The sequence below is a fragment of the Agrococcus terreus genome, from assembly GCF_014645235.1.
In the GTDB taxonomy this organism is placed as follows: Bacteria; Actinomycetota; Actinomycetes; order Actinomycetales; family Microbacteriaceae; genus Agrococcus; species Agrococcus terreus.
On sequence record NZ_BMLM01000002.1, the window covers coordinates 750,365 to 770,174 of the forward strand.

Sequence of the window (19,810 nt, forward strand, 5' to 3'; positions counted from 1 at the left end):
CTCAGCCCGCGGATGGTGCGGGGAGCGCCGTCGCTACCAGCGCGGCCAGGCCGCGCGCGCGAAGCAGTAGGCGCCGTAGAGCATGAGGCCGAGGGCGATGAACACGAGCAGCACCTGCCCGAACGGCACGGTCGTCAGCGACTGCAGCGCGCCGTCGAGGCCGCCGGCCTCCGACGCGTCGTGCTGCACCGCCGCGACCACGAAGAGGACGCCGACGATCGCGACCGCGATGCCCTTCGCCACGTAGCCCGCGGTGCCGCTGCCCTCGACGAGCCTCCGGTACCGCGCGGGCGGGGCGACATCCTCGAGGAACTTCTTCTTCACGCCCTTGACGATGAAGTAGACCCCGACGCCGGCGACCGCGAGGCCGAGCGCGCCGATGAGCACGAGCCCGAACGGCGCCGACATCAGCTGCGACGAGAACGACTGCGCCTGCCCCTCCGAGTCGGAGGAGCCGCCCATCGCGGCCGTGAGCGCCGTCACGCCCACCGCCGCGTACGCGACGCCGCGGCCGGCCGACTTCGCGGCGTCCTGCTTGTCGTGCCGCGCGTCGGCGATCGCGGTCGCGAACGCGAGGAGGCCGAGGCCCAGCATCGAGATCGCGACGAACCACAGCGCGACGCCGCCGACGGGCGTCTCTCGCAGCGCCTGCATCGCGCCGGACTGGTCGGCGCTCTCGCCGCCCCCGCCGAACGCGACGCCGAGCGCGATGACGCCGATGATGATGTGCACGACCCCGTTGGCGACCATGCCCGCGCCCTGCACCCAGCGCGCCGCCGGGTGGTCCTTCGCCTGCGCGGCGGCGCCCTGCGCCCCGCTCGCGGCCCTCGATGCGCCGCGCTTCGCGCTCGAGGCGGCGTCGCGGGCCCGATCTCCTGTGCTCATGCTGCACACCGTACGCTCGGCGCGCCGGGAGCCCGCTGGTCGCAGGCTCAGCGGAACCGCGGCGAACGCCCCGGCGGCCGTCCCCCAAGGATCGCTCAGGATGGTGGCGGTCCAGCCATGCGCGGGCCATGATGTCGCCATGACCGGCGGCGGCCGTCCCGTGATCCGCACCCCCGACCAGCGGATCCGCGTGTTCGTGAGCTCGACCCTGCGCGAGCTCGCCGAGGAGCGCCGCGCCGCCCGGGCCGCGATCGAGCGGATGCGCCTCGCGCCCGTCATGTTCGAGCTCGGCGCGCGGCCCCACCCGCCCCGCGAGCTCTACCGCTCGTACCTCGCGCAGAGCGACGTCTTCGTGGGCATCTACGCCGACAGCTACGGCTGGGTCGCGCCCGGTCAGGAGATCTCCGGGCTCGAGGACGAGTACGACCTCGTGCCCGACGGCATGCCGAAGCTCATCTACATCCGCGCCTCCGACCGGCGCGACCCGCGCCTCGACGCGCTCATCGGCCGCATCCAGACCGACGACACCGCCGCCTACCTGCCGTTCGTGTCGGCCGAGGACCTCGAGGAGCAGGTGTCGACCGACCTCGCGACGCTGCTCGCCGAGCGGTTCGACGAGTCGCGCCAGCAGCTCGCAGGCGGCGGGCCGGAGGAGATCCCGCCCACGCCGAGCCCGCGCATCCCCGTGCCGTACACCAGCACGATCGGGCGCGACCGCGAGGTCGAGGAGGTGCGGGCGCTGCTCGCGGGTGACGACCGGCTCGTGAGCCTCGTGGGCCCCGGCGGCATCGGCAAGAGCCGCCTCGCGATCGAGATCGCGCGCGCCACCGAGGACCTCTTCCCCGACGGCCGCTACTTCATGCCGCTCGAGGGCGTGCTCGAGCCGGGCCTGCTGCTGCCGACGATCGCCTACGTGCTCGGCATCCGCGACAACGGCGAGGCGGCGCTCGAGGAGCGCGTCGCCCGCGCCCTCTCCGGCCGCCGCGTGCTGCTCGTGCTCGACAACTTCGAGCAGATCGTCGACGCCGCGCCGCTGCTCGTGCGGCTCTACGACCTCGCGCCGCAGACGACGATGCTCGTGACGAGCCGTGCGGTGCTGCGGGTGCGCGGCGAGCGCGTCTACGAGGTGCGGGCGCTCGGGCTGCCGGCCGCGGGCGCGCGGCCCGGCATCGAGCGGGTGCAGCGCTCGTCGGCGGGCGCCCTGTTCGTCGACCGCGCCCGCGCCGTCAAGGACGACTTCGCACTGACAGAGGAGAGCGCGGCGGCCGTCGCCGAGGTCTGCCGGCAGCTGGAGGGCCTGCCGCTCGGCATCGAGCTGGCCGCCGCGAAGTCGCGCCTGCTCACGCCGCGGCAGATCGCCGACCGGCTCGAGCGCAGCCTGCCGATGCTCACGGCGGCCGCGCGCGACCTGCCGGACCGGCACCGCACGATGCGCGCGACGATCGACTGGAGCGTCAGCCTCCTGCCGCCCGAGCAGCGGGCGCTGCTGGCCGACCTCGGCGTCTTCGCCCGCCAGTTCACGCTGGAGGCGGTCGAGGCGATCGGCCGCGGCCGGCCCTGGGAGGGGCAGGAGGTCGAGGCGATCGAGGCACTCGTCGACGCCTCGCTCGTCAAGCGCGGCGAGCTGAGCGGCCGCACCGTGCTCTCGCTGCTGCAGGTGGTGCGCGAGCACTCGCTCGAGCGGCTGCGCGAGCAGGGCGACGTGGGCCGGATGCGCGCGGCGCACGCCGACCACTACAGCGCGCTCGTGGAGCGCGTCGCGCCGGGCCTGCGGGGCGCCGGCCAGGGCGAGGCGGTCGTGCAGCTGGGCCTCGAGCTGCCCAACCTCCGCGCCGCCGTGCGGCACCTCGTGCACACCGACCGGCTCGACGACGCCGGCGACTACGCGTGGCGGATGCTCGTCTACTGGTGGATCGCCGGCTTCTTCGGCGAGGTGCGGGTGTGGATGCTCGAGCTGCTCGGCAAGGACCGCCCCATCACGGCGCACACGCGCGCCGTCGCGCGCTTCTTCGTGCTGTGGAGCGAGCTGTGGCAGGCGCCGACCGAGGCGGTCGTCGAGGGGCTCGGCGAGTGCGTGCGCCTGTTCGACGAGTCGGGCGACGAGGATGCGGCGGCGATGGCGACGGCGGCCCGCGCGACCGCCCGGCTGCAGCTGCCGCATCCGGCCCTCGACCTCGCCGACGAGGAGCTCGCCGTGGCGGTCGAGCGGCTGCGGGCGCTCGGCAACGCGTGGGCGGAGGCGATCACCGAGGTCTCACGCGGCCGGCTCGCGTGGCTGCGCGGCCGCACCGACGAGGCGCAGGCGCGCTTCGACCGCGCGACCGAGGTGGCGGCGGCGAGCGGCGACCTCTTCACCCTGTCGGTCGCGGGCAACCACCAGGCGCGGCTGCAGCTCGTGCGCGGCGAGGTCAACGCGGCGGAGTCCGGCTGCGTGCGCACGCTGCTCGTCTCGATCCGGCTGCACTTCGAGGAGGGCGTCGCGTACGGCCTCGAGGGGCTCTGCGCGGTCGCGGCGGCACGGGGCGACGGCGAGCGGGCCGGCGCGCTGTCGGCGGCGGCCGACCAGATCCGGCAGCGGATCGGCGTGTTCGACGCCGAGGCGTTCACGGTGCACACGCCGCAGCTCGACGCGATGCGGCGCAGGGATCCGGATGGGGTGGCCGCGGGCGAGCGGCACGGCCGCGACCTCTCGGTCGCCGAGGCGATCGCGCTCGCGCTGCCCGAGGACGAGCGCGGCGCGATCCGGACGGCGCTGGCCCAGTGGTGAGCGGCGCAGCGGTGAGCGGCATCCGCACCCCCGACCAGCGGCTGCGCATCTTCGTCTCCTCGACCCTCCGCGAGCTCGAGCCGGAGCGGCGCGCGGTGCGCGCGGCGATCGAGCGGCTGCGCCTCGCGCCCGTGATGTTCGAGCTCGGCGCGCGGCCGCATCCGCCCCGCGAGCTCTACCGCGCCTACCTCGAGCAGAGCGACGTCTTCGTGGGCGTCTACGGCGAGCGGTACGGCTGGGTCGCGCCGGGCGAGGAGGTGTCGGGCCTCGAGGACGAGTACCGGCTCGCGCCACCGGCGATGCCGCGCCTCATCTACCTGCGCGAGGACGGCGAGCGGGAGCCGCGGCTCGAGGCGCTCGTGGCGCGCATCCAGGACGACGACGCCGCGTCGTGGAAGGCGTTCCGCACGCCGGAGGAGCTCGCCGAGCTCGTCGAGGCCGACCTCGCGACGCTGCTCGCGGAGCGGTTCGACGCCTCCCGCACGCCGCCGACCGACGCCGACGAGCCCGCCCCGCGCGCGCCCGCCCTGCCGCTCGAGGCGCGCATCCCCTCCCCGTACACGCGGCTCATCGGCCGCGACGCCGAGGTCGCGTCGGTGCTCAGGATGCTGCAGGAGCAAGGCACGCGGCTCGTCACGCTGCTGGGCCCGGGCGGCATCGGCAAGAGCCGGCTGGCGATCGCGGTGGCGCAGGCGGCCGCGGAGTCGTTCCCGGGCGGGGCGGCGTTCGTGCCGCTCGAGAACGTGCTCGAGCCCGAGCTGCTGCTGCCGACGATCGGCTACGCCCTGGGGGTGCGCGACGCCGGCGACCTGCCGCTCGAGGAGCGCCTGTCGATCGCGCTCGCCGGGCGGCGGCTGCTGCTCGTGCTCGACAACTTCGAGCAGCTGCTCGAGGCGGCGCCCATCCTCGTGCGGCTCTTCACGATCGCGCCCGACGCCGTGCTGCTGGTGACGAGCCGCGCGCTGCTGCGGGTGCGCGGCGAGCGCGTGGTCGACGTGCCGCCGCTGCCGACGCACGACCCCGCCTCCCCCGACTCCGTCGCCCGCGCCCGCGGCGCCGCGGCCGTCGAGCTGCTGGTCGAGCGCGCGCGGGCGGTGAAGCCCGACTTCGAGGTGACCGACCAGAACGCGGAGGCGGTGGTCGGCATCTGCCGGATGCTCGAGGGCGTGCCGCTCGCGATCGAGCTCGCCGCCGCCCGCATGCGCGTGCTCACGCCCGCGGCGGTGCTGCAGCGGCTCGACCGCCAGCTGCCGCTGCTCGTCGACGCCTCGCGCGACCTGCCGCCGCGGCAGCGCACGCTGCGCTCGACGATCGACTGGTCGACGAGCCTGCTCGCCGAGGCCGAGCGGCGCGCGCTGCGCGACCTCTCCGTCTTCTCGCCCGGCTTCGCGCTCGAGTCGGTGGAGGCGCTCGCCCAGGCGCGCGGATGGGAGGCCGACGTCGTGGCGGTGCTCGGCACGCTCGTCGACAGCTCGCTGCTCGAGCAGACGGAGGTCGACGGCGCGGCCGTGTTCTCGATGCTCGCGACGGTGCGCGAGCACGGGGTGGAGCGGCTGCGCGAAGCGGGCGAGGAGGCCGCGGCGCGCGCGGCCCACGCTGCCGTCTACGTCGAGCTCGCCCAGCGCCAGGGCCGCGGCACGGGCATCGACCTGCAGGGCGGCGCGGTCGCCCGGCTCAATCTCGAGCGCGGCAACCTGCGGGCGGCCGTGCGGCACCTGCTCGGGGCGGGCGAGGCGGATGCGGCGGCCGACATGGCGTGGCGGCTGTTCCTCTACTGGTGGGTCGGCGGCTACCTCGCCGAGGTGGCGCTGTGGATGGAGGAGCTGCTCGGCCGCGACGAGCCGCTCGCGCCGCGCACCGAGGCGATCGCCACCTTCTACGTCTGCTGGCGCGACATGTGGGTCGCGCCCTCGCCGGCGCTCCCGCCGGCGCTGCTGCGCGCCGCCGAGCAGTACGCGGGGGCGGGCGACGAGCTGGGCGCGGCGATGGCCGTCGCCACGGCGGGCCTCGCCGAGGCGAGCACCGAGGCGCCCGACCTCGCGGCCGCGGTGGACCGCCTGGAGGAGGGCGCCCGACGCTTCCGGGCGCTGCGGGCCGGATGGGGCGAGTCGCTCGCGCTCGTCGCGCTCGGCCGGATCTCGGCCATCACGGGCGACACCGAGGGGGCCGCGCAGCGGTTCCAGCGCTCGATGGCGGCGGCGGTCGGCGGCGGCGACCGCTTCTCGGGCACGATCGCCACGCACCACCTGGCCCGGATGCGGCTCTTCGCCGGGCGGCTGGAGGAGTCGGAGGCGCTGTTCCTCGACGCGATCCAGGGCTCCGTGGCGCTGCGGCACGACGAGGGCATCGCGTACGCGCTCGAGGGGCTGGCGGCGATCGCCGCGGAGCGCGACGACGTCGAGCGCGCCGGCGTGCTCTCGGGCGCCGCCGACGCCATCCGCCGCCGCACGGCCATGTTCGACGCGCCGGCGTTCGTCTTCCACCCGCGCTACCTCGCGGCGCTCGCCGAGCGCGCCGATGCGGCCCGGCTGCGCGCCGCCGAGGAGCGCGGTCGCGACTACGGCGCGCTCGAGGCGGCCGCCTACGCGCTCGCCGGCCGCGGCGGTGCGCCCGCAGCAACCGCCGCGCCCGCCTGACGCTGCCGTGGACCTTCCGCCGATGCATCGGGTCGTCACTGGTGGCCCGCTGCGGGGCCGCCAAGGGGGCCACGAGCGACCACCCGTTCGCGGCATCGGCGCCGGCGTCGCGGGCCGGTGGCGCTCAGGCGGCGAAGCTCGTGCGCAGCAGCCGCCGCAGCGCGCCGTCGCCCTCCGAGAGCGCCGCGCGCTGCCGCTCGGCGCCCGTGCCCTCGCGGCGGATGCGCGCGACGGCGCCGTCGACGAGCGCGCGGTCGCCGCTCGCCTCGAGCGCGGGCGCCGCGTGCGCCAGCATCCGCTCGACCACCGTCCACGCGGGCGCCAGCTCGCCGGTCTCGGGATGCAGCAGGCCGTCGTCGAGGCCGTGCCGGGCGGCGTGCCACACGGCCGCGTCGACGAGCTCGGGCCGCGCGGCCGCCGGCGCGTGCGGGAGCAGGCCCGCGGCCGCCGCGTCGACGAGCGCACGCGAGAGCAGCGCCGCCGCGACCGCCTCCCCACCGCGCAGCTGCGCGTCGAAGAGCCGCAGCTCGAGCGTGGGGTAGCGCTCGGCGAGCCGCATCATCCATGCGATCGAGCCGAGGTCGAGCGTCGTGCCGAGCCCGACGAGCGCCCGGATCCGCTCGTCGTAGTCGGCGGCGTCCAGGAAGTCGGGCGGCACCGACGCGGTGGTGAAGCGGCGTCCGACGATCGTGCGCCAGCTCGCGAAGCCGGTGTCGTGGCCGGCGAAGCAGGGCGAGTTCGCGGTGAGCGCGAGGAGGGGCGCGAGCCACGGCCGCAGCCCCCGCATCGCCACGACGCCCTCCTCGCGGGAGGCGACGCCCACGTGCACGTGGAGGCCCATGATCCGGTGGTCGGCGGCGATCGCGCCGAGCTCGTCGCAGAATCGCTCGTAGCGGTCGCCCTCCGCCACCCGCGAGACGCCCGCGCCGACGGGTGCGCCGATGCTCGCGGCGACGAGCCCGCGGCGGTCGGCCGCGCCCGCGAGCGCTGCGCGGAACGCGCCGACGACGCGCGCGGCCGCGTCGCCGTCGGCGAGCACGGGCGATGAGAACTCGACCTGCGCCCGCAGGAACTCGTGGCCGATCCAGCCGACCGACGCGTCGCCGGGCGCGCCGTCGAGCTCGGCGATCACCTCGTCGGCCACGTCGACGGGGGCGAGCGTCTCGGGATCGAGGAGCATGACCTCCTCCTCGATGCCGAAGCTGCGCTGCGCCGTCACGAGGTGCTGGACCATCGTCATGCTCGGATCGTCCCCCAGATCGAGGGCCGCCGCCAGGGGGCACGCCTGCGCCTACGCCGTGAAGGCGCCCCGCAGCAGCGCGCCGAGGGCCGCCGCCAGGGGGCACGCCTGCGCCTACGCCGTGAAGGCGCCCCGCAGCAGCGCGCCGAGGGCCGGCAGCCCGTGCGCGAGCGCGGCGCGCTGCCGGTCGGCGCCGGTGCCGTCGACGCGCACGCGCGCGAGCCACGCGTCGACCCGCGCGAGGTCGCCCGAGGCCGCGAGCGCCGGACGAGCGTGCTCGAGCATCGCGGCCACGACGGTCCAGGCATCGGCCATCAGCGCCGTGCCCGGGTGGTGCAGCCCGGCGGCCATGCCGTGCTTCGCGGCGTGCCACAGCGCCGCCTCGACGAGCTCGGGAGCGGCGGATGCGGGCGCGTGCGGCAGCGCGCCGGCCGCCGCGACGTCGACGAGCGCGCGCACGAGGAGCGCGACCGCCACCGACTCGCCGCTCGTGAGCTGCGCATCGCACACGCGCACCTCGACGGTCGGGTGGTGCTCGCACAGCCGCATCGACCACCAGAGCGAGGCCCGATCGGTCGTCGTCCCGAGGCCGAGGAGGGCTGCGGCGCGGCGGTCGTAGTCGGCGGCGTCGGCGAAGGCGGGCGGGGCACCGGCGGTGGTGAGCCGCCGCGCGATGCCCGTGCGCCAGCTCGCGAACCCGGTGTCGGCGCCGCCGCTGACCGGGCTGCTCGCCGTGAGCGCGAGCAGCGGCGCGAGCCACGGCCGGAGCGCGTTCATGGCGCGCACGCCCTCGTCGCGGGAGGCGATGCCGACGTGGACGTGGAGGCCCTGCATCCGATGCTCGGGCAGCAGCGCGCCCATGAGCCCCTCGAAGCCCTCGTAGCGCTCGCCCTCGCGCACGCTCGTCGCGCCCTCGCCGACGGGCGAGCCGACGCTCGCCGCCATCGCGCCGACGCCCTCGGCGGCCGACGCGACTGCCGCGCGGAACCGCCGCAGCGCCGCATCCGCCTCCCCCTGGCCCGTGAGCACGGGCGAGGCGAACTCGAGCTGGGCGAGCAGCAGCTCCCGCTCGACGCCCTCGGCGTCGGCGGGCGGGATCGCGGCGAGCACCCGCTCGGCGACGTCGAGCGGCGCGAGCACGGCGGGGTCGAGGAGCACGATCTCCTCCTCGATGCCGAACGTCCGCAGGCGAGCGCGCGCAGGCGCCGTCATCGTCATGGGCACGAGCGTCCCAGCCGCATGCGTCGCGAGCCTTGGCATCCCCTGCGTGCTTCCAGGGAGCAGGGGGACACTCGGGCCATGCGAGCGATCTGGAAGGGCTCGATCTCGTTCGGGCTCGTGAACGTGCCGGTGAAGCTGTACTCGGCCACCGAGGAGCACGACCTCGCCCTCCACCAGGTGCACGACGCCGACCACGGGCGGATCCGGTACGAGCGCAAGTGCGAGGTGTGCGGCAAGAAGGTGCCCTACGACCACATCGACAAGGCCTACGACGACGGCGAGCAGACCGTCGTGCTCACCGAGGACGACCTGAAGTCGCTGCCCGCCGAGCGCAGCCGCGAGATCGAGGTGGTGGAGTTCGTGCCCACCGAGCAGGTCGACCCGATCCTGTTCGAGAAGAGCTACTACCTCGAGCCCGACTCGAAGAGCGCGAAGGCCTACGTGCTGCTGCGCCGCGTGCTCGAGGAGACCGACCGCACCGCGATCGTGCAGCTCTCGCTGCGGCAGCGCACGCGCCTCGGGGCGATGCGCGTGCAGGGCGACGTGCTGATGGTGCAGACCCTGCGCTGGGCCGACGAGGTGCGGGAGGCGACGTTCGAGTCGCTCGAGGGCGGCGCGCCGCGCATCACCGAGCGCGAGCTCGACCTGGCGCGGGCGGTCGTGGAGGACCTCGAGTCGGACTTCGACCCCTCCTCGTTCGAGGACGAGTACCAGGTGCAGATGCGCACGCTCGTCGAGGCGAAGCTCGAGCAGGGCGACGCGCTCGACACCGCGGCGACGTTCGGCGAGACCGACGACGACGAGGGCGCCGAGGTGATCGACCTCATGGAGGCGCTGCAGCGCTCGGTCGACCAGCGGCGGTCGGGCGGGTCGGGGTCGAAGGGGTCATCGTCCTCGTCCTCGTCCTCGTCCTCGTCCTCGTCCTCGTCCTCGAAGGCGTCGACGACGAAGTCCTCCGGGTCGACGTCGAAGGCAGCCGGCGCGAAGTCGACGTCGAAGGCGTCCGGGGCCAAGTCGACGTCGAAGCCCTCCTCGAGGTCGTCGACGTCCAAGGCATCCGGCAGCAAGGCATCCGGGACCAAGGCATCCGGCTCGAAGTCCTCCTCGAAGCCCAAGTCCTCCACGAACACCGCGAAGGCCAAGCCCAAGAAGGCCTCCTGACGTGCCGGCCGCCGAGCGGCTCGACATCGGCGGCCGCGTCGTGCGGCTGTCGAACCCGGCGAAGGTGCTCTACCCCGAGACGGGGACGACGAAGCGCGACGTCGTCGACTACTACGCGCAGGTCGCCGATGTGCTCATGGCCCATGCGGCCGGGCGCCCGGTCACGCGCAAGCGCTGGGTCGACGGCGTCGGCACGGAGCGCAAGCCCGGCGCGGTGTTCTTCCAGAAGCAGCTCGAGCGGGGCGCGCCCGACTGGCTCGAGACCGTCGACATCCAGCACTCGGAGGGCGTGAAGGCGTATCCGCTCGTCTCCGAGCCCGCGGCGCTGGTCTGGATGGCGAACCTCGCGGCGCTCGAGCTGCACGTGCCGCAGTGGCGGGCAGATGCGGGGTTCGGGGCGAGCATCGACAGCGAGCGGCAGCACCCCGACCGCCTCGTGCTCGACCTCGACCCCGGCGAGGGCGCCGACATCGACGACTGCGCCGAGGTGGCGCTGTGGGTGCGCGAGGTGCTCATCGACATGGGCCTCGACCCGATGCCGCTCACGAGCGGCAGCAAGGGCATCCACCTGTACGCCCGCCTCGACGGCACGCTCACGTCGCGGCAGGTGAGCGACGTCGCGCACGAGCTCGCGCGCTCGCTGGAGCAGCTGCACCCGGACCGGGTCGTGAGCGAGATGCGCAAGGCGAAGCGCGTCGGCAAGGTGATGCTCGACTGGAGCCAGAACTCCGCCGCCAAGACCACCGTCGCGCCCTACTCGCTGCGCGGGCGCGTGCGGCCGACCGTCGCGGCGCCGCGCACGTGGGAGGAGATCGAGCACGGGCACCTCGAGCAGCTCGAGTACCCCGAGGTGCTGCGGCGGCTCGATCGCGACGGCGACCTGCTCGCCGGGCTCGACGAGCAGCTCGATGCGCCGCGGGACGCGGCGCCGGCGCGCGGTCGGGCGACGGCATCGGCGGGGCGCGGGAAGGGCGGCACGGCGGCCTCGGCGAAGGGCGGCGCGGACGACCCGGCCCCCGCATCCGACCGCCTCTCGAAGTACCGCGAGATGCGCGACCCCGAGCGCACGCCCGAGCCGGTGCCGGCCGAGGCGCCGACGCCGCGCGACGAGTCGACCTTCGTCGTGCAGGAGCACCACGCGCGCCGCCTGCACTACGACTTCCGGCTCGAGCAGGAGGGCGTGCTCGTCTCGTGGGCGGTGCCGAAGGGGCCGCCCACCACCGCGGGCCGCAACCACCTCGCGGTGCAGACCGAGGACCATCCGCTCGAGTACGGCTCGTTCGCGGGCGAGATCCCGAAGGGCGAGTACGGCGCCGGCACCGTCACGATCTGGGACGAGGGCACCGTCGAGCTCGAGAAGTGGCGCGACGACGAGGTGATCGGCGTGCTGCACGGGCGCGACGACGGCGGGCTCGGCGGCGAGCCGTACCGCTTCGCGCTCATCCGCACCGACGCCGACAAGCGCCAGTGGCTGCTGCACCGCATGAAGGACCAGCGGAAGGGCGCGTGGTCGCGCGAGGCGCAGCGGAAGGCGGAGCGGGACGGGGATGCGGGTGCGGGTGCGGGCGCTGGCGCACCGGAGTCGGACTCGAAGGCGGCCGAGGGCGGGAAGCGCAGCTCGAAGGCGTCGAAGACCGTCGGCTCGCGCGCGACCGCCTCGCGCGCATCCGCCTCCTCCGGCGGCCGCCGCGAGCGCCTCCGTCCGATGCTCGCCTCGCCCGGCGAGCCGCGCGACCTCGACGACGAGCGGGAGTGGTCGCTCGAGGTGAAGTGGGATGGCTGGCGCGTGCTCGTGGAGGTCGACCACGGCGAGGTGCGGCTGCTGAGCCGCTCGGGCGGCGACCTCTCGGGCTCGTTCCCCGAGCTGCTCGAGCCGATCGCGAGCGCCGTGCGCACGGGGCAGGCGGTGCTCGACGGCGAGGTCGTCGTGCTGGGGATGGAGGGCGCCTCCGACTTCGGCGCGCTCCAGGCGCGGGCCGGGCTCACGGGCCGGGAGGCGCGCGCGGCGGCGAAGCGCTCTCCCGTGACGCTCCTGCTGTTCGACCTGCTCGAGGTGAACGGCGAGCGCATCCTCGACGTGCCGCTCGACGACCGGCACGGGCGCCTCGACGCGCTCGTCGCGACCTCGCGGCGCGTGCGCATCTCGAGGCCGCTGCGCGGCTCGCTGCAGCACGTGCTCGACGTGACGCGCGAGCGGGGGCTGGAGGGCGTCATCGCCAAGCGGCGCGACAGCCGCTACCGGCCGGGCGCGCGCTCGAGCGACTGGCTCAAGCTCAAGCACCAGCAGATGCGCGAGGTGGTCGTGGTCGGCTGGCTCGAGGGCAAGGGCGGGCTCGCCGGCACCGTGGGCTCGCTCGTGCTCGCGCGGCCGGAGGGGCGGAGGCTGCGCTACATCGGCCGGGTCGGCACGGGATTCAGCGGCGCCGAGCGCGACCGGCTGCGGGATGCGCTGCGGCCACGGCGCACGGCGCCCGCGATCGACGACGTGCCCGCCGACGTGCGGAAGCGCATCCGCTGGGTGCGCTCGGCCGTGGCCGAGGTGGAGCACTCGGAGGAGACCGCGTCGGGCGCGCTCCGCCACCCCGTGTGGCGCGGTCTCCGGCACGACAAGCGCGTGAGCGACCTGTAGCCCCACCCGCTGGTCTCTTCGCTGGTCGAGGACCTGCCGCCGCCCCACCCGCTGGTCTCTTCGCTGGTCGAGGAGCTGCCGCCGCCCCACCCGCTGGTCGAGGAGCGGCCGCCACCCCACCCGCTGGTCGAGGAGCGCCCGGCCTCCTCGACCAGCGGAGGGGTGGGAGACGTCAGCGCGCGACGTCGTGCACGTGGTGCTCGAGGTCGTGGAGCGCGTAGACGAGCAGCGTCTCCACGGTGAAGACCGACCCGTTCGAGCGGCGGCCGGGGCGCTGCAGCGCATGCGTCGGCACCGCCTCCGCCTCCTCCGCGAACGCGGCGGCCGCGAGGTCGAGCTCGACGGCGACCCGTTCCGGATCCTGCGTGGCGTAGCCGCCCTCGACGGCCGCGGCGTCCTGGTCCCAGTTCGCGAACTCCGGGTCGTCCTCGGTGAGCAGCTGGTCGAGCCGCGCGTGCATGACGCGGCAGACGTCGCGCATGTGCGCGCCGTACTCGAGCGGCGACCACGTCGCGTCGTCGGGCCGCTCGGCGACGCCCTCGCCGTGCAGGCGCGCGTGCATCGCCGCGGCGGCGGCGCGGATGCGGCCGCCCACCTCGTGCGGCTCGACGAGCGACGGGTCGAACCCGCACTCGGGGCACCGCTCGCGCAGCACCCAGGTCCAGTCCTTCGTGTCGGGCTCGATCGGCATGCTGCGAGCATCCCACCTCGGCTCGGGCGGCGCGCGGATCATCCTCCGGGATGACGCCCGCGCGACCAGGGGCGGACGCGGCCGCGGGGCCTGGATCCATAGCGTCGGAGGCATGGAGAGGGACGTCATGCTCATCGTCGACCTGCTGGAGCAGGTGGCGCTCACCGGCCTCGCGGGGCTCGCGATCGCGGCGGCCACCGTCGTGTCGATCGGCACCGTCGTGCTCGGCCTCGTCGCGCTCGCCGGCGAGCTCGCCGCCCGCCGCACCGCCCGCGCCGGCCGCCGCCCGATGCCCGCCGCCGCGCCGGGCATCCGCCCCGCGCCCGCCGCCTCCTGACCCCCGCGCCCCTGGTCTCAACCGGCCTATTGGTAGGGCATCGCGCTCAGCTCGATGCCCTACCAGGGAGCCGGTTGAGACCAGGCGGGCCCCGGCGTGCGCGCGCGTGTTGCGGCTCGCCTCCGACCCGGCCTACAGTGTTCCTGAACGATCGGTCACTAATTCGGCCGACGGCACGACGACGGAGTCAGGAGTCCCATGGCCGAGGCCTACCTCGTCGGCGGCGTGCGCACCCCCGTGGGTCGCTACGGCGGCGCGCTCGCCGGCGTCCGACCCGACGACCTCGCGGCGCTCGTGGTGCGCGAGGCCGTCGCCCGCGCATCCGCCCCCGGCGCCCGCATCGACGAGGTGCTGCTCGGCGCCGCCAACCAGGCCGGCGAGGACAACCGCAACGTCGCCCGCATGGCCGCGCTGCTCGCGGGCCTCCCCGACCACGTGCCCGGCATGACCCTCAACCGGCTCTGCGCCTCCGGGATGTCGGCCGTCACGACCGCCTCGCAGGCGATCCGCGCGGGCGACGCCGACCTGCTCGTCGCCGGTGGCGTCGAGTCGATGACGCGCGCGCCCTGGGTGCAGGCGAAGCCGGAGCGGCCGTGGGCGAAGCCCGGCGAGGCGTACGACACCTCGATCGGCTGGCGCTTCCCCAACCCGCAGCTCGTCGCGCGCGAGAAGGCCACGTACTCGATGCCCGAGACGGCCGAGGAGGTCGCGCGGCTCGACGGCATCAGCCGCGAGGACGCCGACGCGTTCGCGCTCGAGAGCCACCGCCGCGCGATCGACGCGATCGACGCTGGCCGCTTCGCCGCCGAGATCGTCGGCGTCGAGACGAGGGCCGGGCTCGTCGACACCGACGAGGGGCCGCGCCGCGAGACGACGGCGGATGCGCTCGCCCGCCTCCGCCCGGTCGTGGGCGGCGGGAGCGTGGTCACCGCGGGCAACAGCTCGAGCCTCAACGACGGCGCATCCGCGATCCTCGTCGCGAGCGAGGCGGCGGTCGCCGAGCACGGCCTCGCGCCGCGAGCCCGCATCGTCGCGCACGCCGCCGCGGGCCTCGCGCCCGAGGTGATGGGGCTCGGCCCCGTGCCCGCCACCGAGGCCGCGCTGCGGAAGGTGGGCCTCACGATCGACGACATCGGCTCGGTCGAGCTGAACGAGGCCTTCGCCTCCCAGTCGCTCGCGTGCATCCGCCGCCTCGGGCTCGACCCGGCCCGGGTGAACGCCGACGGCGGCGCGATCGCGCTCGGCCACCCGCTCGGCTCGTCGGGCTCGCGCCTCATCGTCACGCTGCTCGGCCGCATGGAGCGCGAGGGCAGCCGCTACGGCCTCGCCACCATGTGCGTCGGCGTCGGCCAGGGCACCGCGATCATCCTGGAGCGCGTGTGAGCCCCCGCCCCCGCATCCTCAACCGGTTCTGTGGTCAGCCGAGGGCACTATCCCCTCGGCCGACCACTGGCCCGGTCGAGATCCACGGAGGGGCACGATGAGCGAGACGCTGCGCATCGAGGAGCGCGACAGCCACGTGCTGGCCGTGCTCGACCGTCCCGAGAAGCGCAACGCCATCGACCAGGAGACGGTGGATGCGCTGCACCGGCTCTGCGCGCGCCTCGAGGTCGAGCGGCGCACGCTGATCCTCGCCGGGACGGGCGGCTCGTTCGCCGCGGGCGCCGACATCGCGCAGCTCCGCGAGCGCCGCGCCGCCGACGCGCTCGCCGGCATCAACACCCGCTGCTTCCAGCGCATCCGCGCCCTGCCGATGCCGGTGATCGCCGTGCTCGACGGCTACGCGCTCGGCGGCGGCGCCGAGCTCGCGTACGCCGCCGACATCCGGATCGGCACGCCCACGCTGCAGATCGGCAACCCCGAGACGGGGCTCGGCATCATCGCCGCCGCGGGCGCCACCTGGCGCCTGCAGGAGATCGTCGGCGACGCGCTCGCGAGCGAGCTGCTGCTCACCGGCCGTGTGCTCGGCGCCGACGAGGCCCTCGCCGCCGGGCTCGTCTCGGCCGTGCTCGAGCCGGAGGCCGCGCTCGCGCGGGCGGTCGAGCTCGCCGACCGCATCGCGCGGCTCGACCCGGCCGCCACGCAGGCGACGAAGCGGATGCTGCTCGCGCCCCGCGCCGCGCATCCGGAGGCCGACCTCGCCGAGCAGGCGGTGCTGTTCGAGAGCCCCGAGAAGGAGCGGCGGATGACCGCGTTCCTCGAGCGTCGATCGAAGCGGGAGCAGGCATGAGCGACAGCATCGACACCACCGACGCCGAGGTCGGCGCGGGCGCCCCGGAGCGCGTGGGCGTGCTGGGCGGCGGCCGCATGGGCGCCGGCATCGCGCACGCGTTCGTGCTCGCCGGCAGCCAGGTGGTCGTCGTCGAGCGCGACGCCGCCGCCGCCGCGAGCGCGCTCGAGCGGGTGCGCGAGAGCCTCCGCCGCAGCGTCGAGCGCGGCTGGGCCGAGCCGCTCGATGAGCTCGAGGGCCGCCTGACGACCGCGACCGACATGGCCGCCTTCGCGGGCTGCGGCCTCGTCGTCGAGGCGGTGCCCGAGGACGAGGCGCTCAAGGCGGATGCGCTCGCGCGCGTCGAGGCGGTGCTGGCGCCGACCGCGTCCCTCGCGAGCAACACCTCGTCCATCTCGATCACGCGCCTCGCGGCGGGCCTGGCGCGACCGGGCCGCTTCGTGGGCCTCCACTTCTTCAACCCGGTGCCGGCATCCGGCCTGGTCGAGATCGTGCTCGGCGAGGAGACCGGCGGCGACCTCGCGAACGCCGCGCGCGCCTGGGTCGAGGCGATCGGCAAGGTGCCCGTGACCGTGCACGACGCCCCGGGCTTCGCGTCGTCGCGGCTGGGCGTCGCGATCGGGCTCGAGGCGATCCGGATGGTCGAGGAGGGCGTCGCGAGCCCCGGCGACATCGATGCCGCGATGGAGCTCGGCTACAAGCACCCGATGGGCCCGCTGCGGCTCACCGACGTGGTGGGGCTCGACGTGCGCCTCGGCATCGCCGAGCAGCTCGAGCGCGACCTCGGGCCACGGTTCGCGCCGCCGGCGCTGCTGCGGCAGATGGTCGCGGAGGGCCGGCTCGGCCGGAAGGCCGGCCGAGGGTTCTACGACTGGGACTGACCGCCCGCCCGTCGCCGACGCACGCTTGCCCGCGCCGCACGCGCACCACAGCATCCATCGAACTTCCCCGAATACCCCCTTTCGGGCTGAAACGTACGGATTCAGGGAAGTTCGGCGAACAGACCGACACCGACACGACACGACCGCGAGAGCGAAGAGAGGGACGACGATGACCCGCACGCTGCCCAGCTACGTCCAGGACGCCTGGTGGGAGCCCGCCGAGGGCGCCCGCACGACGGAGGTGCGCGACGCGAGCACCGGCGAGCCGGTCGCGCTCGTCTCGACCGACGGCCTCGACGTCGCGGCCGCGCTCGAGCACGCGCGCCAGGTCGGCCACCACAGCCTCGCGCCGCTCACGTTCCACCAGCGCGCGATCCTGCTGAAGCGGATGGCGCTCGCCCTCACCGAGCGCAAGGGCGAGCTGTATGAGCTCTCGGCCCGCACGGGAGCGACGAAGGCCGACTCGTGGGTCGACATCGATGGCGGCATCGGCGTGCTCTTCGCCTACTCGAGCCGCGGCCGCCGCGAGATGCCGCAATCGACGGTGTACCTCGACGGCCCGGTCGAGCCGCTCTCGAAGGACGGCTCGTTCCTCGGCCGCCACATCGCCACCACGCTCCCCGGCGTCGCGGTGCAGATCAACGCCTTCAACTTCCCGGTCTGGGGCTCGCTCGAGAAGCTCGCGCCCGCCTTCCTCGCCGGCATGCCGACGCTCATCAAGCCCGCGACGCCCACGGGCTACGTCGCCGAGCACATGGTGCGCATCCTCGCCGAGACGGGCCTGCTGCCCGCCGGCTCGGTGCAGATCGTCTCGGGCTCCGCGCGCGACCTGCTCGACCACCTGCGCCTGGGCGACACGGTGGGCTTCACCGGCTCCGCCTCCACCGCCGACGGCCTCCGCGGCCATGCGGCCGTGCAGGACCGCGGCGTGCGCTTCACCGCCGAGACCGACTCGATCAACGCCTCGGTGCTGGGCCCGGATGCGGTGCCCGGCACCCCCGAGTTCGACGCGTACGTGCGCGGCCTCGTCGCCGAGATGACCTCCAAGGCGGGCCAGAAGTGCACCGCGATCCGCCGCGCGATCGTGCCGAGCGGCATGTCGGATGCGGTGGCCGAGGCCGTGCGCGAGCGCATCGCCGCGAAGGTCGTCGTGGGCGACCCGCGCGCCGAGGGCGTGACGATGGGCCCGCTGGCGTCGGTCGAGCAGCGCGACGAGGTGCTGCGCCAGGTGGGCCGCCTCACGGACGGCGGCGCCGAGGTGCTCGTGGGCGGCGGCGGCGCGATCGACGTGCTGCTCGCCGACGGCTCGCGGGGCGACGCCGATGGCGGCGCCTTCGTGGCGCCGACCCTGCTGCGCTTCGCCGACCCGGAGGCGGAGGCCCTCCACTCGATCGAGGCGTTCGGCCCGGTCTCGTCGCTCGTCGAGTACGGCTCGGCCGAGCAGGCGGCCGAGCTCGTCGGCCGCGGCGGCGGCTCGCTCGTCACCTCGGTCGCGAGCCACGACGGCGCGTTCGTCGCCGACCTCACGCGCCGCATCGCCCCGCACAACGGCCGCATCCTGCTGCTCGACCGCGACGACGCGCGCTCCTCCACGGGCCACGGCTCGCCGCTGCCGATGCTCGTGCACGGCGGCCCCGGCCGCGCCGGCGGCGGCGAGGAGCTGGGCGGCATCCGCTCGGTGCTCCACCACATGCAGCGCACCGCCATCCAGGGCAGCCCCGCGATGCTCACCGCCGTGACGGGCGTGTGGCATCCGGGCGCTCCGGTGTCGGCGGCGGGCGAGCACCCGTTCCGCAAGTCGCTCGCGGAGCTGCGCATCGGCGACCAGGTGGTCTCGGCGCCGCGCGAGGTCACGCTCGACGACATCGAGCACTTCGCCCGCTTCACGGGCGACGAGTTCTACGCGCACATGGACGAGGAGGCCGCGGCCGCGAACCCGTTCTTCCCCGGCCGGGTGGCCCACGGCTACCTGCTCGTGTCGTTCGCGGCGGGCCTGTTCGTGGAGCCCGCGCCGGGCCCGGTGCTGGCCAACACCGGCCTCGAGCACCTGAAGTTCATGACCCCGGTCTCGCCGGGCGACAGCATCCGCGTGACCCTCACGGCCAAGCAGATCACGCCGCGCGAGACCGAGGAGTACGGCGAGGTTCGCTGGGATGCGGTGCTCGAGAACCAGCACGACGAGGTCGTCGCGAAGTACGACGTGCTGACCTACGTGGCCAAGACCCGCTGACGACTCCTCGACCGGTCCAGTGGTCGGCGGAGCGGATCATCGCCTCGGCCGACCGCTGGCCCGGTCGAGATCGCGCGAACGGCCCGCCGCCGCGGATGCGGGGCGGGCCGTCGTCGTGCGCGGCGGGACTACTCCTGCGGGAGGTAGATCGACGCGCCCGCGCGGATGAGGTTCGGGTCGCTGATCGTGTCCTGGTTCACGGCGAAGATGCCGAGCCAGTGCGTCTCGAGGTCCTCGCGCTCGGCGATGTCGTAGAGCGTGTCGCCGGGCTCGATGACGACTGTCTCGTCCGATCGCTCGACGTCCGGCAGCTCGTACGACTTCGTGGTCGCCTCCTCGGCGGGCGCGGCGGCCTGCTCGGCCGGCGCCGCCTGCTGCGTGGCCTGCGTCGCCTGCTCGGTGGCCTGGCGCGGCTCGGCCGAGCCGCTCGCGCCGATCTGCGCCGAGCACGAGGGCCAGGCGCCCCAGCCCTGCGTGGCGAGCACGTTCTCGGCGACGCGGATCTGCTCGGCCCGCGAGGCGTCGGCCGGGTTGCCCGAGCCGCCGTTGGCCTGCCACGTCGACAGCGAGAACTGCAGGCCGCCGTAGTAGCCGTTGCCGGTGTTGATCGACCAGTTGCCGCCCGACTCGCACTGCGCGAGCGCGTCCCAGGTGGCGTCGCTCGCGGCGTTGGCCGCCGGGGCGACCATGAGGCCGGCGGCGACCGCCGCACCGGAGGCGGCGACGGCGAGGCCGGCGCGCAGGGCGCGCTTCGGGCGACGGGCGGTGATGGTGGGGTTCTGCATGTGCACTCCGCGGCCCCACCTGCCCGCGGCACCGGTCGGTGCCGCGCGTCCGCCCGGCCGGAACTCATCGATTCCGTGGCGCGAAGGGCTCTCGGGGCGGATGCGGTGGCAGCCCTT

The 19,810-nt window shown here is 75.2% G+C and carries 14 protein-coding genes; 9 read left to right on the forward strand and 5 right to left on the reverse strand.

The features are described from left to right. Positions 1 to 33: 33 nt before the first annotated feature. Positions 34 to 885: a DUF1206 domain-containing protein gene (locus IEW90_RS13450; protein ID WP_188718773.1), complete on the reverse strand. Its 852-nt coding sequence runs from the start codon at positions 883 to 885 to the stop codon at positions 34 to 36. Positions 886 to 1,024: 139 nt separating this feature from the next. On the opposite strand from IEW90_RS13450, the gene IEW90_RS13455 reads away from it, so the two are divergent. Together IEW90_RS13455 and IEW90_RS13460 are read left to right on the forward strand one after the other, a co-directional pair. Further along, entirely contained in the window at positions 1,025 to 3,652 is a 2,628-nt protein-coding gene (locus tag IEW90_RS13455; RefSeq protein WP_188718774.1) for a DUF4062 domain-containing protein, read from the forward strand. Between the two features lie 11 nt (positions 3,653 to 3,663). Next, positions 3,664 to 6,288, forward strand: a complete 2,625-nt coding sequence (locus tag IEW90_RS13460) for an ATP-binding protein (protein WP_188718775.1) — start codon at positions 3,664 to 3,666, stop codon at positions 6,286 to 6,288. 124 nt (positions 6,289 to 6,412) lie between these two features. Here the strand turns inward: IEW90_RS13460 and IEW90_RS13465 are convergent, their stop codons facing one another. Further along, the gene (locus tag IEW90_RS13465) at positions 6,413 to 7,528 is read right to left on the reverse strand and encodes a carboxylate-amine ligase (protein WP_188718776.1); all 1,116 of its coding nucleotides are present in this window, start codon (positions 7,526 to 7,528) and stop codon (positions 6,413 to 6,415) included. A 114-nt stretch (positions 7,529 to 7,642) separates the two neighbouring features. Then, entirely contained in the window at positions 7,643 to 8,746 is a 1,104-nt protein-coding gene (locus IEW90_RS13470; RefSeq protein ID WP_188718777.1) for a carboxylate-amine ligase, read from the reverse strand. Positions 8,747 to 8,827: 81 nt separating this feature from the next. Between IEW90_RS13470 and ku the strand changes: the two genes are divergently transcribed. Further along, positions 8,828 to 9,910 carry a non-homologous end joining protein Ku gene (gene ku, locus IEW90_RS13475; protein WP_188718778.1) on the forward strand — a complete coding sequence of 361 codons (1,083 nt, stop codon included), beginning with the start codon at positions 8,828 to 8,830 and terminating at the stop codon, positions 9,908 to 9,910. 1 nt (position 9,911) lies between these two features. Then, positions 9,912 to 12,539 carry an ATP-dependent DNA ligase gene (locus IEW90_RS13480; RefSeq protein WP_229679682.1) on the forward strand — a complete coding sequence of 876 codons (2,628 nt, stop codon included), beginning with the start codon at positions 9,912 to 9,914 and terminating at the stop codon, positions 12,537 to 12,539. 172 nt (positions 12,540 to 12,711) lie between these two features. Here the strand turns inward: IEW90_RS13480 and IEW90_RS13485 are convergent, their stop codons facing one another. Beyond that, positions 12,712 to 13,230, reverse strand: coding sequence for a DinB family protein (locus IEW90_RS13485; RefSeq protein ID WP_188718779.1), 519 nt, complete (start codon positions 13,228 to 13,230; stop codon positions 12,712 to 12,714). Positions 13,231 to 13,342: 112 nt separating this feature from the next. Between IEW90_RS13485 and IEW90_RS13490 the strand changes: the two genes are divergently transcribed. The 5 genes from IEW90_RS13490 to paaZ all read left to right on the forward strand — a co-directional run bounded on the left by IEW90_RS13490 (position 13,343) and on the right by paaZ (position 18,908). Next, complete coding sequence (locus IEW90_RS13490; protein ID WP_188718780.1) at positions 13,343 to 13,567, forward strand: hypothetical protein; 225 nt, start codon at positions 13,343 to 13,345, stop codon at positions 13,565 to 13,567. A gap of 198 nt (positions 13,568 to 13,765) precedes the next feature. Further along, positions 13,766 to 14,950 carry a thiolase family protein gene (locus tag IEW90_RS13495; protein WP_188718781.1) on the forward strand — a complete coding sequence of 395 codons (1,185 nt, stop codon included), beginning with the start codon at positions 13,766 to 13,768 and terminating at the stop codon, positions 14,948 to 14,950. Positions 14,951 to 15,047: 97 nt separating this feature from the next. Further along, positions 15,048 to 15,797 carry an enoyl-CoA hydratase/isomerase family protein gene (locus IEW90_RS13500; RefSeq protein ID WP_188718782.1) on the forward strand — a complete coding sequence of 250 codons (750 nt, stop codon included), beginning with the start codon at positions 15,048 to 15,050 and terminating at the stop codon, positions 15,795 to 15,797. Further along, on the forward strand, positions 15,794 to 16,678 hold the full coding sequence (locus tag IEW90_RS13505; protein ID WP_188718783.1) for a 3-hydroxyacyl-CoA dehydrogenase family protein: 885 nt from the start codon (positions 15,794 to 15,796) through the stop codon (positions 16,676 to 16,678). The genes IEW90_RS13500 and IEW90_RS13505 overlap by 4 nt, the downstream gene beginning before the upstream one ends. A gap of 169 nt (positions 16,679 to 16,847) precedes the next feature. Next, positions 16,848 to 18,908, forward strand: coding sequence for a phenylacetic acid degradation bifunctional protein PaaZ (gene paaZ / locus IEW90_RS13510; protein WP_188718784.1), 2,061 nt, complete (start codon positions 16,848 to 16,850; stop codon positions 18,906 to 18,908). Between the two features lie 128 nt (positions 18,909 to 19,036). Here paaZ and IEW90_RS13515 read toward each other — a convergent pair whose 3' ends face one another. Further along, positions 19,037 to 19,693, reverse strand: coding sequence for a LysM peptidoglycan-binding domain-containing protein (locus IEW90_RS13515; protein WP_188718785.1), 657 nt, complete (start codon positions 19,691 to 19,693; stop codon positions 19,037 to 19,039). Positions 19,694 to 19,810 lie beyond the last annotated feature (117 nt).